Source organism: Mycolicibacter acidiphilus, from assembly GCF_018455725.1.
Classification (GTDB): Bacteria; Actinomycetota; Actinomycetes; order Mycobacteriales; family Mycobacteriaceae; genus Mycobacterium; species Mycobacterium acidiphilum.
This window is the reverse complement of sequence record NZ_JAHCLR010000019.1, coordinates 40,844-53,501: the sequence shown is the minus strand read 5'-3', so window position 1 is coordinate 53,501 and position 12,658 is coordinate 40,844. Positions and strand designations below refer to the sequence as shown.

The 12,658-nt window shown below is 69.0% G+C and carries 12 protein-coding genes; 9 read left to right on the top strand and 3 right to left on the bottom strand.

Going from position 1 to position 12,658, the window contains the following annotated elements:
• Nucleotides 1-419 precede the first annotated feature (419 nt).
• From gjpA (KIH27_RS11175) to gjpA (KIH27_RS11160), 4 genes are all read left to right on the top strand, one after another.
• A complete protein-coding gene (gene gjpA / locus KIH27_RS11175; protein WP_214093017.1) occupies nt 420-1,505 on the top strand; it encodes an outer membrane porin GjpA in 1,086 nt (361 codons plus the stop codon).
• 396 nt (nt 1,506-1,901) lie between these two features.
• Complete coding sequence (gene gjpA / locus KIH27_RS11170; protein ID WP_214093016.1) at nt 1,902-2,879, top strand: outer membrane porin GjpA; 978 nt, start codon at nt 1,902-1,904, stop codon at nt 2,877-2,879.
• 155 nt (nt 2,880-3,034) lie between these two features.
• Nucleotides 3,035-3,268, top strand: coding sequence for a hypothetical protein (locus KIH27_RS11165; protein ID WP_214093015.1), 234 nt, complete (start codon nt 3,035-3,037; stop codon nt 3,266-3,268).
• A gap of 186 nt (nt 3,269-3,454) precedes the next feature.
• Nucleotides 3,455-4,453 (top strand): outer membrane porin GjpA, encoded by a 999-nt coding sequence (gene gjpA, locus KIH27_RS11160; RefSeq protein ID WP_214093014.1) that lies wholly within the window; start codon nt 3,455-3,457, stop codon nt 4,451-4,453.
• Between the two features lie 71 nt (nt 4,454-4,524).
• On the opposite strand, the gene KIH27_RS11155 is transcribed toward gjpA (KIH27_RS11160), so the two are convergent.
• The 3 genes from KIH27_RS11155 to KIH27_RS11145 form a co-directional block, all read right to left on the bottom strand.
• Nucleotides 4,525-6,324, bottom strand: a complete 1,800-nt coding sequence (locus tag KIH27_RS11155) for a fatty acyl-AMP ligase (RefSeq protein ID WP_214093013.1) — start codon at nt 6,322-6,324, stop codon at nt 4,525-4,527.
• Nucleotides 6,325-6,392: 68 nt separating this feature from the next.
• Complete coding sequence (locus tag KIH27_RS11150; RefSeq protein ID WP_214093012.1) at nt 6,393-6,575, bottom strand: hypothetical protein; 183 nt, start codon at nt 6,573-6,575, stop codon at nt 6,393-6,395.
• Between the two features lie 20 nt (nt 6,576-6,595).
• Entirely contained in the window at nt 6,596-7,435 is an 840-nt protein-coding gene (locus KIH27_RS11145) for a dienelactone hydrolase family protein (protein ID WP_214093011.1), read from the bottom strand.
• Between the two features lie 74 nt (nt 7,436-7,509).
• Here KIH27_RS11145 and KIH27_RS11140 point away from each other — a divergent pair, with 74 nt between their 5' ends.
• The 5 genes from KIH27_RS11140 (at nt 7,510) to KIH27_RS11120 (ending at nt 12,650) form a co-directional block, all read left to right on the top strand.
• Nucleotides 7,510-7,779: a nucleotidyltransferase domain-containing protein gene (locus KIH27_RS11140; RefSeq protein WP_214093010.1), complete on the top strand. Its 270-nt coding sequence runs from the start codon at nt 7,510-7,512 to the stop codon at nt 7,777-7,779.
• Nucleotides 7,780-7,934: 155 nt separating this feature from the next.
• Nucleotides 7,935-9,803, top strand: a complete 1,869-nt coding sequence (gene glmS / locus KIH27_RS11135; protein ID WP_214093009.1) for a glutamine--fructose-6-phosphate transaminase (isomerizing) — start codon at nt 7,935-7,937, stop codon at nt 9,801-9,803.
• Nucleotides 9,804-9,812: 9 nt separating this feature from the next.
• Nucleotides 9,813-10,367 (top strand): hypothetical protein, encoded by a 555-nt coding sequence (locus tag KIH27_RS11130; protein WP_250149941.1) that lies wholly within the window; start codon nt 9,813-9,815, stop codon nt 10,365-10,367.
• A 200-nt stretch (nt 10,368-10,567) separates the two neighbouring features.
• The gene (locus KIH27_RS11125) at nt 10,568-11,185 is read left to right on the top strand and encodes a rhomboid-like protein (RefSeq protein WP_214093008.1); all 618 of its coding nucleotides are present in this window, start codon (nt 10,568-10,570) and stop codon (nt 11,183-11,185) included.
• Nucleotides 11,186-11,228: 43 nt separating this feature from the next.
• On the top strand, nt 11,229-12,650 hold the full coding sequence (locus KIH27_RS11120; protein WP_214093007.1) for an NAD(P)H-hydrate dehydratase: 1,422 nt from the start codon (nt 11,229-11,231) through the stop codon (nt 12,648-12,650).
• Nucleotides 12,651-12,658: the final 8 nt, after the last annotated feature.

The window sequence follows — 12,658 nt, the reverse complement described above, 5'->3', positions numbered from 1 at the left end:
AGCAATACCAGTCTCAACGTCGCGCAGAGGCGGGCACGACGGCACATGCGACCGGCCCGCGGGTCAGTGCCCGGGTCATTCAGCACCGGGGATTCGGCGGCTGGGTGGACTTGGGGCTCCACGCCTAAGCGCTTCCTTGGGAAGTTCACGGATGGCGTGAGTCGTTCACTACCGCGGACTGTCTGCCACCAGCCGGCGGAGTCGGGTGAAGGTTGGCATCTTGAGCAATGAAGACTGCAACCACCTGCATCTATGTTGCCGTTCGGGTTGGCCGAATCTCGACGATGTGTACGGTCTGCGAAAAATTTACCGGTTGACGATGGCGTAAATTCAAGATGTAACTTATGCTGTTCTAAGCTCGATCTTGTGGTTTGCACTTCCTGCCTCACGGGGGCGGATCAACTTCTGAGGAGATTTCGATGCACGAAGCACTTCGGCCCTACGTGACCGCCGGTGTCACGGTGCTGGGCGCCAGCATGATCGCCATCACCCCGATCGCCGCCACGTCGGCCGTCGGCCTTCACGCGATGCCCGACGTCGCCCTTACCGCCGGCGCCGATCTCGGTGACATCAACTTCACCCAGGCCTGGACGGACGCGTTCGACACCGCGAAGGAGAACGCGACCGCGCTGCAGACCGCGGCGAAGGACGCCTCCAGTGCGCTGAGCGACGCGCTGAAGACCGTCGACTTCAAGGATCTGGACTTCAAGCAGCTCGGGGACGCGCTGACGTTCCTGGGCGGTGACCAGAAGAACTTCATCGATCACCTGGTTCCGCAGACGCTCGGCAACAACCATGCGCTGATGTTCGACGTGATCACCGACCCTGCCGGCACTCTGACCGGCGGCACCCCCGTGCTGCCCGACGACATCCTGCCGATCGTCAACTTCCTCGCGTCTCCGCTGAGCGGCCAGATCTTCGGGGCGCTGGGCCCGTCGATCAGCCCGCTGGTGGCGCTGTTCAACAGCTTCGAGGCCATCAGTGCCGACCTCAGCACCGCCGACGGGCACGTCGCCGACGCGACGGCGGCACTGCAGGAGATGGTCAACATCCCGGCAAACATGCTCAACGGCTTCCTCAACGGGTCCACGCTCGACCTGGACGCGCTGGTTCCGGAGCTTGCGAAGTTGGATCTGCCGCTCCCGGCCGGCCTGTCGATCGACCACCTCAGCCTGGGCTTCGGTGGTCTGCTGAGCCCCGGCGATGTCATCGGCACTCTGGGGGACGAGACGACGCCGAGCGCGATCGGCAGCGTCGGCGGCTCGATCTTCAACGGTCTGGGCGTCGGCCTGGCGGGAGTACCGGTACTGGGAACCCTGGACCTGACTCCGCACGGTGTCGGGCCGCTGGCCGCCTCCACGATGATCGAGAACTTCCTCTCGCAGTGGCTGTCCGGGGACCTGCCGGCGTTGACCGCCCCGGACACCACCTCGGGTTCGTCGGAAGCGGTCGACGGGCTGTCCGCGCTGCTGGGCGGCTTTGACCTGAGCAGTATCGGCCTCTAACTCCCTGCGGCTAGATTCCTACGACGACGACGGGCATCCTCCTGCGGGAGGGTGCCCGTCGTCGTTTCTGGGCGTGCGGACGCTGGCCCGGGGAGGCCATGCGCCCTTCAGGAGAATCCTAGTAACGGCATTTTATTTACCTTGCCGGCAGATGGTTCACCAACGTAACCCTTGCCTGCCTGGGCTGCATGTCAGGCAAAATATCGGCTTCACCTGGCCCGATGGTTAATCGGGGCCTGTTCGATGAGTGGGCAGGTGTACGAAACGGTGTGCGACGTGACCATTGGCTGGGAACGCATCCAGTTGAGACTCAGATCGCCTTAAGCTAAGTTCTGTTACGCCACATTCCGCATCGGACCGTCGCGGATCGAATTTCCCAAGCCAGGAGCCCTGTTGATGCAGCACGTCCTTCGTCCCTACGTCACCGCCGGTGTCGCCCTGATGGGCGCCGGCATGATCGCTATCACCCCGATGGCCGCATCCGCCGCCGACCTGCACGTCATGCCCGAGATAGGGCTGACCGCCGGTTCCGCGCTGGACCTCGGCGACCTCAACTTCACCCAGGCGTGGACGGACGTCATCGACACCGCCAAGGGCAACCTCGACACGGTGCAGGCCGCACTGAAGGACGCTCAGACCGCGCTGTCCGAAGCGATGGCGGCCAAGCCGGACGTCGACGGTAAGGAGCTGCTGGAGGCGGTGACGTTCCTGGGTGGCGACCAGAAGAATTTCCTGAACCCGCTGACCGAGTGGAGCCTGGACAACAACCACACCCTGATGTACTGGGGTCTGACCGGGCAGATGCCGGAGGGCCAGTTCCCGGAGGTTCCCGACTACGTCCAGCAGGTCGTGAACTTCGTGTCATCGCCGGCGAGCGGTCTGATCATGGGTCAGCTCGGCCCGTCCATCGCCCCGCTGGTGGCGCTGGTCAACAGCTTCCAGGACGTCAGCGACCACCTCAGCGGTACGGACGCCGACCCGACCGCGGCGCTGCAGGCGCTGATCAACATCCCGGCCAACATGCTCGGCGGCTTCCTCAACGGCGCCACCCTCGACCTGGACGCGTTGGTGCCGCTGATCAAGGACGCGGGTCTGCCGTTCCCGGAGGGCATGAGCATCGAGCACCTGAGCCTGGGCTTCGGTGGCCTGCTCAGCCTGGGTGCCGGTCACGGTGATGCCGAGATCGGCGGGTCGATCTTCAACTCACTCGGGCTGAACATCAACGGTGTGCCCGTCCTGGGAACCCTGGATCTGCCTGCCAACGGACTGGGGCCGTTCGCGGCGCTGGCCGGTCTGGGCCAGGTCCTCGCCGAGGTGCTCAACGGCACCGTGCCGACGCCCGAGGTCCCTGACGCTCTCGATCTCGCGATCTGAGTTCCCAACCATCCGCAGTGACGGTCACCCTCGCACGAGGGTGACCGTCACTGTCGGGTCTCCGTGGCAGGCCGTCGCGGATCAAACCCCAATCCAGGAGTTCCGTTGATGCAGCACGCCCTTCGTCTCTACGTCACCGCCGGTGCCGCCCGGGGTTGCTGTCGCCGGGCGGAACCGCACTGGAGGTCGGCGGCGAGGCGATGGGCGCCGACGCCGGTATCGGCGGCTCGATCCTGAACTCGCTGGGTCTGACCGCGATAGGCCTGCCGGCGCCCGGCAATGCGCTCGGCCCGCTGGCGGCGCTGGAGAACCTGGACCAGATCATCGCCGGTGCGCTCGGCTGGGACGGCGACGGCAGCCCGCTGGCTGACGTGTTCGCGGGTCTGTAGGACCGGCCCGCCATCGAGTGGCCCCCTCCGCCCGGAGGGGGCCACTCGCCGCGTAGGCGAATCTGTCTTCGGTGACTAACAGTGATTGCTATGCCGATTACAAGCGATCACACATGTACATGTAGGCTTCTGATGTAAACGAACAGATGTACGCACAGCGTGCATTCATCGCAACAGGAGATATACATGCAGAACGTGTCCCGTCCCTACGTCGCCGCCGGCATCGCGCTGGTCGCCGCCGGCATGGTCGCCGTCACCCCGGTGGCGCTCGGCTCGCTGGACGCCCACGTCACCCACGACGTCGCGCTCACCGCCGACCTCGACTTCACCGGCGCCTGGGAGCAGGCCATCGATACCGCCAAGGCCAACCAGGCGATCCTGTCCGGTGCGGCGGACGAGGTGTCCAAGGCGTTCAGTGAGGCGCTCAAGGCCAACCCGGACGCGCTCGCCGACCACGGCAAGGACCTCCTCAACGACCTGACCTTCCAGGGCTTCGGTGACCTCGAGGGTGCCGACGTGACCACTTACCTGCGTCAGCACGTCACCCCGCTGGCCCAGCACGTGCTCGACAAGGGCCACGGCACCTTCTTCTCGGTGCTCAACGGCACCAACCCGTTGGGTCACACCTTCGGCATCGACCCGCTTGAGGGCGACAACCTGTCGCTGCTGACGTTCGCGGGTTCCCCGATGAGCGGGGTGCTGCTGGGTGCGCTGAGCCCGTCGATCGCCCCGATCGTGGCGGCGCTGAACAGCATCGACGCCATCCAGGCCGACCTCGGTGCCGACACCCCGGACACCGACGCCGCGCTGCAGGAGCTGATCAACCTGCCGGCGAACATGTTCAACGGCTTCCTCAACGGCGCCACCCTGAACCTGGACGAGCTGATCCCGCTGATCGGCGAGTCCGACGTCATCAAGCTGCCCGAGGGTGTCAGCATCGACCACCTGAGCTTCGCGTTCGGCGGCCTGTTCAGCACCGGGCTGGTGCAGAACGGCGTCGGTGACACCGCCATCGGCGGCTCGCTGTTCAACGCCGTCGGCCTGGACCTCAGCGGTCTGCCGTCCATCGCGAACATCCTGGGCCTCAACCACATCGTGGGTGAGGGCATCGGCCCGATGGGCGCCCTGCTCGGCATGCAGGACATCCTGACCGGCCTGATCAACGACCTGGGCGACGCCAGCTAGTCACCCGACAGCACGGCGCCCCTGCTGCGGAGTCACCTCCGCGGCAGGGGTGCACTGCTATATATAGGGCGCTATCCGCCGGGTCGGGGGTCGCCCTGCAGGGCCGCGGCCGCCTGCAACTGCGCGAGCGTGTCAGCGGCGGCCTGCAGGTCCGCCAGCGCCGGCGCCGGCGCCTGCCACCGTGCCAGCACCGCCAGGGTGCCGTCGGCGAACCGCTGCGCGGCCTGCCCGCGCTGGATCTTGCCGCTGGAGGTGACCGGTAGCGAGCGCGGCTCGACCAGCACCACCGCGCCGGCCTCGATGCCGTGCCGTGCGCGGACCGCCGAGCGGATGGCGTCGACGACGGAATCGCTCGCCTGTTCACGGTCCACCTCCTGCACCACGATCAACTGCTCCACCGCCCCCGGCATCGGCGGCACCGCGAACACTGCGCCGCGTCCGGCGGCCAGTGCCGGGTGGCAGGCTGCCACGGTGGCCTCGATGTCGTTGGGGTAGTAGTGGTGCCCGTCGATGACGACCAGGTCCTTGACCCGACCGGTGATGAAAAGCTCACCGGCGCACAGGAATCCGAGATCGCCGGTGCGCAAGTAGGGGCCGGCGCCGTCGGCCGTGCGCCCGGCGAAGGTCTGCTCGGTCTCCTCGGGACGCCCCCAGTAACCGACCGCGACACTCGGTCCGGAAACCCAGATCTCACCGACCTCGTCGACGTCGCAGCACTCAAACGTCACCGGGTCCACGATGATCACGTCCTGGTCGCCGCGCGGTCGCCCGCACCCCACCAGCGGTGTCGCAGCAGGGGCGTCGGCCGCGATGTCCACGACGCGATCGGACCCGAGCGCGCCACGGTCCACGTAGCGCACGCCCGGCATCCCGGAATCCGACCCGCCGGAGACCAGCAGGCTCGCCTCGGCCAGGCCGTACACCGGGAAGAACGAGCCCAGGCGGAAGCCGGCCGGAGCGAACGCGTCGGCGAACGCCGCCAGCGTCGACGCTCGCACCGGCTCGGCGCCGTTCATAGCGGTGGTCAGGCCGGAAAGATCCAGTGCCGCACGCTCTTGCGCGGTGCTGGCGTCGACGCACATCTGGTAGGCGAAGTTCGGCGCCGCGGTGATCACACCGCGACGCCCGGAGATCAGCCGCAGCCACCGCATCGGCTCCTTGACGAACGCCGTCGGCGACATCAGATACGTCGTGCAGCCCAGGTGCAACATCTCCAGGATGCCGCCGATCAAACCCATATCGTGGTGCGGCGGAAGCCAATACACGCCGATCGAGGTGTCGTCGCCGTTCCACGCCTGGTGGATCGTGTCGACGTTGTGCAGCAGGTTGCGGTGGGTCAGCACCACGCCCTTGGGCAATCGCGTTGAGCCCGAGGTGTATTGGATGAGGGCGGGGGAGTCGGCGTCGATGCCGGGAGCCGTCCAGGTGTCGGGGTCGGCGCCGGCATCGGTGAGAAACCACTGCTCGGGTGCGCCGGGGATCCCGGCGACCGCGGCGCGGGTCGCCTCCCGGGTCTCGGTGGCGGTGAGCGCGAACCTGGCCTGCGCGTCGGGGACCACCACCTGCAGGCGTGGGGCCAGTTTCTGGTGCACCGGCACCGCGATCGCGCCGGCGTACAGGCAGCCGAAGAACCCGGCGATGAAGTCCAGGCCCGGGCGGACCATCACCAGCACCCGCTCGCCGGCGGCGCCGTGCCGCTGCAGGTTCGCCGCGATCGCCCGGGCGCGCCGGTCCAGTTCCCGATAGCTGAGCTCGCTGCGGCCGTCGTCGTCCCCGTTGTAGGCGAAGCTGAACGCCACCCTGTCGCCGTACCGGTCGGCCTGCCGGCGCAGCAAATCGACCAGCGTCGTCGTCGGCGCAGCGATATCCATGTCCCCATCTTGGCCTCCGGGGTGTCGCACGACACAGTCGGCCCGCGCCGGTGTCGGGGCCGCTTGAGTCAGCGGGTGCCCGGCCCGCTTTCGTTCCGGTCATCGATCAGGCCCTGAATCAAGCCGATGATCTGCTGTTGGCCTGTGATGAGGCCGTCGAGCCCCGCGAGCGCCTCCGCGACCCCTCGGTCGACTCGGTTGAAGTGGTCGTTCATGGTCGCGCGCAGTTCGTTGGAGGCGTCCGACACCATGACGTGAGGGTACTGCCGCCCTACTTCAACAGCGCGACGAACTTCTCCTCCGGGGTGGCGAGTTCCGGCAGTTCACCCGGCTCGGCGGTGTGCGGAAGATGCGCCTCCGGGTCGGCGAACGCCGCGTAGGTCTTGTCGCCGGCCAACTGCGCCAGCAGGTATCCGGTGAGCAGGGCGCGCACCCGTCGCTGGGTGCGCCGATCCGACGTCGGCAACCCGAAGAACCCGGTCAGCCGCCGGCCCTCGGGCAGCCCGGCCGGTGTCACCTTGTTGACCACCCGCAGCGACCCGGCGTCCCAGGCCCGCACCAGTTCGAGGGCGTTCGAGCGCAGCGTCGTCGCATCACCGGGGGCGCTGAACACCACACCCGGCGCGGTCAGTGTCGCCGCCGGCTGCTCGGCCGACGGATGGGTGGTGGCGGGGAAGATCGCCGCCACCGCCTTGAGGTTGCTCGCCCGCTCGGCCGCGGCGAACACCGCCGCCGAGGCACCGAAACCATGCCCGGCGACCGCAAGCCTGCGCGGGTTGACGCTGATCCGGCCGGGCCCCAGTCGCACGCCGGTGGCGATGTCCAGCGCCCGGCCCAGATCGGCGGCGAGGTTCAGCACCGACGGCAGCGGCCCGCGCTCGGTGTCGGGGGCCACCGCGACGATGCCCCACGACGCCAGGTGCTCCAGCAGCCCGGCGTACCGCTCGGCGCGGGCCAGCCAGTCGTGGCCGAACGCGACCGCGGGCAGGTTGTAACCCGACGCCGGGGTGAACACCACGCCGGGCAGCCCGGCGAAGGCCAGATCGCCGCGCAGCGCACGGTGCGGGCCGGGTCGAGTCAACGCAGCGTAGAGCCGCTTGGTGCTGGCCACCCGATGACGGTAGCGCACGGCGACGGCCACTGTGTCGGCCTCACCGGACCGCCGTGCGGTGCGACAATCGAACGGTGGGCAACCCCGCCGCCTACTTCGACGGCAACGTTCCGCCGGCGTTCGAAGTCGTGCTGCCGCCCAGGGTCGACCTGCTGGTGCTCAACACCGCCCCGCTTGAGCTTGCCGGCCGGATCGCGTTGCACGGAAAGCTCATCTTCGAACAGGACCCGGCTGTCCGGGTGGTCTGGGAAGCCACCACCCGCAAGATCTACCTCGATGAATTGCCGCGGATCACCCGCGCGCACCGCCAGTTCGCCGAGGCGGTGCTGCAGCGTGGTCGATGAAGTACGGGTTCTTCGGTTGCTCAGGGCACGCAACGACGATCTCGGTGACCTCGACCGATTCATCGAGCAGGTAACCGGTTACCTCGGGCCGGGGCCACGTCCCTGACCTGCGAAGTTTCCGGTGCTCCGGCGCCGTTGCACTACTCTTATCGGCTATGTGCGGAATCGTCGGCTACGTCGGGCCCCGGCCGGCCAAAGACGTCGTCGTCGAAGCGCTGCGCCGGATGGAATACCGCGGTTACGACTCGGCCGGCATCGCGATCGTCGACGGGGTCGGGCAGCTGACCGTCCGCCGCCGTGCGGGCCGACTGGCGAACCTGGAAGCCCAACTCGCCGAGACCGATCCGGCGCTGCTGGTCGGTGGCACCGGGCTCGGCCACACCCGGTGGGCCACCCACGGCCGGCCCACCGACCGCAACGCCCACCCGCACACCGACACAGGCGGCAAGTTCGCCGTCGTGCACAACGGGATCATCGAGAACTTCGCGGTGCTGCGCGACGAATTGGAGCGCACCGGCGTGGAGTTCGCCAGCGAGACCGACAGCGAGGTCACCGTCCAGCTGCTGGCCCGCGAGTACGCCGACGGGCCCACCGCCGGGGACTTCACCGCGTCGGCGCTGGCGGTGCTGCGCCGGCTGGAGGGCCACTTCACCGTGGTGTTCGCCCACGCCGACGAGCCCGGCACCATCGTCGCCGCCCGGCGATCCACCCCGCTGGTGGTGGGCGTCGGCGACGGCGAGATGTTCCTCGGCTCCGATGTGGCGGCGTTCATCGGCTACACCCGCGACGCCGTCGAGCTCGGCCAGGACCAGGCGGTGGTGATCACCGCCGACGGCTACACGATCAGCGACTTCCACGGCCACGACGTGACCGCCTCGGCACGCACCTTCCACATCGACTGGGACCTGTCCGCCGCCGAGAAGGGCGGCTACGAGTACTTCATGCTCAAGGAGATCGCCGAGCAGCCCACCGCGGTCGCCGAGACCCTGCTGGGGCATTTCGACGAGGGCCGGATCATCCTCGACGAGCAGCGGCTGTCCGAGCAGGAACTGCGCGACATCGACAAGGTGTTCGTGGTGGCCTGCGGCACCGCGTATCACTCCGGGCTGCTGGCCAAGTACGCGATCGAGCACTGGGCGCGACTGCCGGTGGAGGTCGAGCTGGCCAGCGAATTCCGTTACCGCGACCCGGTTCTGGACCGCAGCACGCTGGTGGTGGCGATCAGCCAGTCCGGCGAGACCGCCGACACCCTGGAGGCGGTGCGGCACGCCAAGGAGCAGAAGGCGAAGGTGCTCGCGGTCTGCAACACCAACGGCAGTCAGATCCCGCGGGAATGCGATGCGGTGCTCTACACCCGCGCCGGGCCGGAGATCGGGGTCGCCTCGACGAAGACGTTCCTGGCGCAGATCACCGCGAACTACCTGGTCGGGCTGGCGCTGGCGCAGGCCCGCGGCACCAAGTACCCCGACGAGGTGGAGCGCGAGTACCGCCAGCTGGAGGCGATGCCGGAACTGGTGTCGCACGTGCTGGCCGGGATCGCCTCGGTGGGGGAGTTGGCGCAACGGTTCGCGTCGTCGCGTGCTGTGCTGTTTCTCGGCCGGCACGTCGGCTACCCGGTGGCGCTGGAGGGTGCGCTCAAGCTCAAGGAGCTGGCGTACATGCACGCCGAGGGGTTCGCCGCCGGTGAGCTCAAGCACGGACCGATCGCGCTGATCGAGGACGACCTGCCGGTGATCGTGGTGATGCCGTCGCCGAAGAACGCCGCGATGCTGCACGCCAAGCTGCTCTCCAACATCCGCGAGATCCAGGCGCGTGGCGCCGTCACCATCGTGATCGCCGAGGAGGGCGACGAGACGGTCCGGCCGTACGCCGACCATCTGATCGAAATCCCCGCGGTGCCAACACTTTTCCAGCCGCTACTGTCGACGATCCCGCTGCAGGTGTTCGCCGCCGGCGTCGCGCAGGCCCGCGGGTACGACGTGGACAAGCCACGCAACCTGGCCAAGTCGGTCACGGTCGAGTAGAGGATTCCGATGCGACGATTGCTTGTGGCGATGACTGCTGCCGCGACACTGGTGCTGCCCGTTCCCAATGCCGTTGCGGCGCCGGATGTGCCAGACCTCAGCCCGCTGATCGACGCCAGCGGACCGCTGCCGGCCACGGTCGCCGACCTCACCGGAATCCCGGATCTGGCGTTCACCACCCCCAGTGGGCTGGCCTGCCGCAAGAGCCGCGGGAAGGTGACGCACAGCCTGGCCTGCACCGGGAATTTCCCGGGCGCACCGGCGGGCACCCACAGCGTCAGCCTCGCCGCGGTCTACGCCGACGGCGACGGCCCGGCGCTGTTCCTGCCCACGGCGCCGGCCGGCCTGCTCGGTGACCCGGCGAAGGTCCCGACGACGATGCTGATGCCCGGCCACAAGATCGTGTTCTGGGATTTCTCGCCCACCCAGTCTCTGGTGTGCGGGACTCCGCCGGGCACCGAGATGGTCTGCGTCCTCAACGCTGCGCACGAGAACGGTGTCGCCAAGGGGCCGGCCGTCACCCACGGGTTCGTCATCGCGGCACCGGACAGTCGGGTGTTCTGAGCGGGCGCTGCGACCTCTTGTGGCACTCGGGTACCGCGAGGCCGGTACGGGGATCGTCTGACTATTGATATCACCGGCGAGATCGTTTTCCACAACACCTCAGTGGTCCGCCGGCGGTACGCCTGTTACTGGTGAGACCCGCGCTACCGGATGACGAACTGCGACCAGTCCACATCGCCGATTGTGCGACGCTGTACGCCGTGGCAGACGTGAAGACCCGCGCGACCGCGGCGTGGCACTTCATCCGCAGCGCGCCGCTGACCTACCTGTGGCTGCTCGCGCTGGGCGTCACCACCGTCATCCAGAACGTGGCGGGACGCCACCTGCACAGCGTGCTCATCGACCAGTCGACCAACCTGCACCACCTGGCGACCGACCCGTTCGAGGTGCTGATCGCCAGCCTGCTGTGGATCGACGGCAAGGACTGGACGCCGTACCTGGTGTTGTTCACCCTGATCCTGGCGCCGGCCGAACACTGGCTGGGGCAACGCCGGTGGGCCGCAGTGGGATTGGCCGCGCACGTCGGCGCCACCTACGTCAGCGAGACGGCGCTGTACGTGCTGATCAACCTGCACCGGGAGTCCGAGCGGCTCACCTACGCCCGCGACATCGGGGTGAGCTACTTCCTGGCCGGGATGGCCGCGGTGCTCACCTACCGGGTGCGCCGGCCGTGGCGATGGGGCTACCTGGCGGCGCTGCTGGTGATCTTCATGGTCCCGCTCGTCATCCACCTGGACTTCACCGCGATCGGCCACTTCGCAGCCGTCGTCATCGGGCTCTGCTGCTACCCGCTGACCAGGGCCGCGCGGCAGCCCTGATTGTCAGGGTCTTCACAACCGGGGCGACGTAGGGTGGCCGGTAATGCGGAACTACTACACGGTCGAGCAGATTCGCGCCGCCGAGGCACCGCTGTTGGCCGGGCTGCCGGACGGGACGCTGATGCGGCGTGCGGCGTTCGGTCTGGCCACCGCGATCGCCGCTGAGTTGAGGGCGCGCGCCGGCGGGATCGCCGGGCGGCGGGTCTGTGCGGTGATCGGGTCGGGGGACAACGGCGGCGACGCCCTGTGGGCGGCCACCTTCCTGCGTCGCCGGGGCGCGTCGGCGAGCGCGGTGCTGCTCAATCCGGCGCGTGCCCACGCCAAGGGGCTGGCGGCGTTTCGTGCCGCCGGCGGGCGGGTGGTCGACGCCGTGCCGCCCGCGACGGATCTGGTGATCGACGGCGTGGTGGGCATCTCCGGGCGGGGTGCGCTGCGGCCGGACGCCGCGCAGGTGTTCGCCGCCGTCAGCGACGCCGGCATCCCGGTGGTCGCCGTCGACATCCCCAGCGGACTCGACCCGCACACCGGCGTCGCCGACGGCCCGGCGGTGCGCGCCGCACTGACCGTCACGTTCGGCGGACTCAAGCCGGTGCATGCACTCGGCGACTGCGGGCGGGTCGAACTGATCGACATCGGCCTGGACCTGCCGGCCACCGACATCCACGGCTTCGAGGCCGCCGACGTGCTGTCCCGCTGGCCGGCGCCCGGCGCGCACGATGACAAGTACACCCAGGGCGTCACCGGGGTGCTGGCCGGCTCGGCGACCTACCCGGGTGCGGCGATCCTGTGCGCCGGGGCGGCGGTGGCCGCCACCTCCGGCATGGTCCGCTACGCCGGACGTGCTGCGGCGCAAGTCGTTTCGCACTGGCCGGAGGTGGTGGCCGCGCCCAGTCCGGCCGCCGCCGGCCGGGTGCAGGCGTGGGTGGTCGGCCCCGGGCTGGGCACCGACGACGCCGCCGCGGCCGCCCTGTGGTTCGCGCTCGGCACCGACCTGCCGGTGCTCGTCGACGCCGATGCGCTGACCATCCTCGCCGCCCACAAAGACCTGGTGATCGACCGGACCGCCCCGACCGTGCTGACCCCGCACGCCGGCGAGTTCGCCCGGTTGGCCGGTCGCCCGCCCGGTACCGACCGGGTCGGCGCCGCCCGCGCCCTCGCCGATGAACTCGGCGCCACCGTGCTGTTGAAAGGCAACGTCACCGTCGTCGCTGAACCCGACGGGTGCGCCTATCTCAACCCGGCCGGATCGTCCTGGGCGGCCACCGCCGGTTCCGGCGACGTGCTGTCCGGGATGATCGGCGCCCTGCTGGCGTCGGGCCTGCGGCCCGCCGAGGCCGCCGCCGCGGCGGCGTTCGTTCATGCTCGGGCTGCGGCCGCCTCGGCCGCCGACCCCGGACCCCGGGATGCGCCGACATCGGCGTCGCGCATCCTCGCCCACATCCGCACCGCTATCGGCCAGTTGTAGGAGTCTTG

What these genes read in the sequence shown, in the direction of transcription:
- KIH27_RS11130 (WP_250149941.1), top strand. Translation starts at nt 9,813, where the DNA reads ATGCGACGATTGCTTGTGGCGATGACTGCTGCCGCGACACTGGTGCTG.
- glmS (WP_214093009.1), top strand. Translation starts at nt 7,935, where the DNA reads ATGTGCGGAATCGTCGGCTACGTCGGGCCCCGGCCGGCCAAAGACGTC.
- gjpA (WP_214093016.1), top strand. Translation starts at nt 1,902, where the DNA reads ATGCAGCACGTCCTTCGTCCCTACGTCACCGCCGGTGTCGCCCTGATG.
- KIH27_RS11155 (WP_214093013.1), bottom strand. Translation starts at nt 6,324, where the DNA reads ATGGATATCGCTGCGCCGACGACGACGCTGGTCGATTTGCTGCGCCGG.
- KIH27_RS11120 (WP_214093007.1), top strand. Translation starts at nt 11,229, where the DNA reads ATGCGGAACTACTACACGGTCGAGCAGATTCGCGCCGCCGAGGCACCG.
- gjpA (WP_214093014.1), top strand. Translation starts at nt 3,455, where the DNA reads ATGCAGAACGTGTCCCGTCCCTACGTCGCCGCCGGCATCGCGCTGGTC.
- gjpA (WP_214093017.1), top strand. Translation starts at nt 420, where the DNA reads ATGCACGAAGCACTTCGGCCCTACGTGACCGCCGGTGTCACGGTGCTG.
- KIH27_RS11150 (WP_214093012.1), bottom strand. Translation starts at nt 6,575, where the DNA reads ATGGTGTCGGACGCCTCCAACGAACTGCGCGCGACCATGAACGACCAC.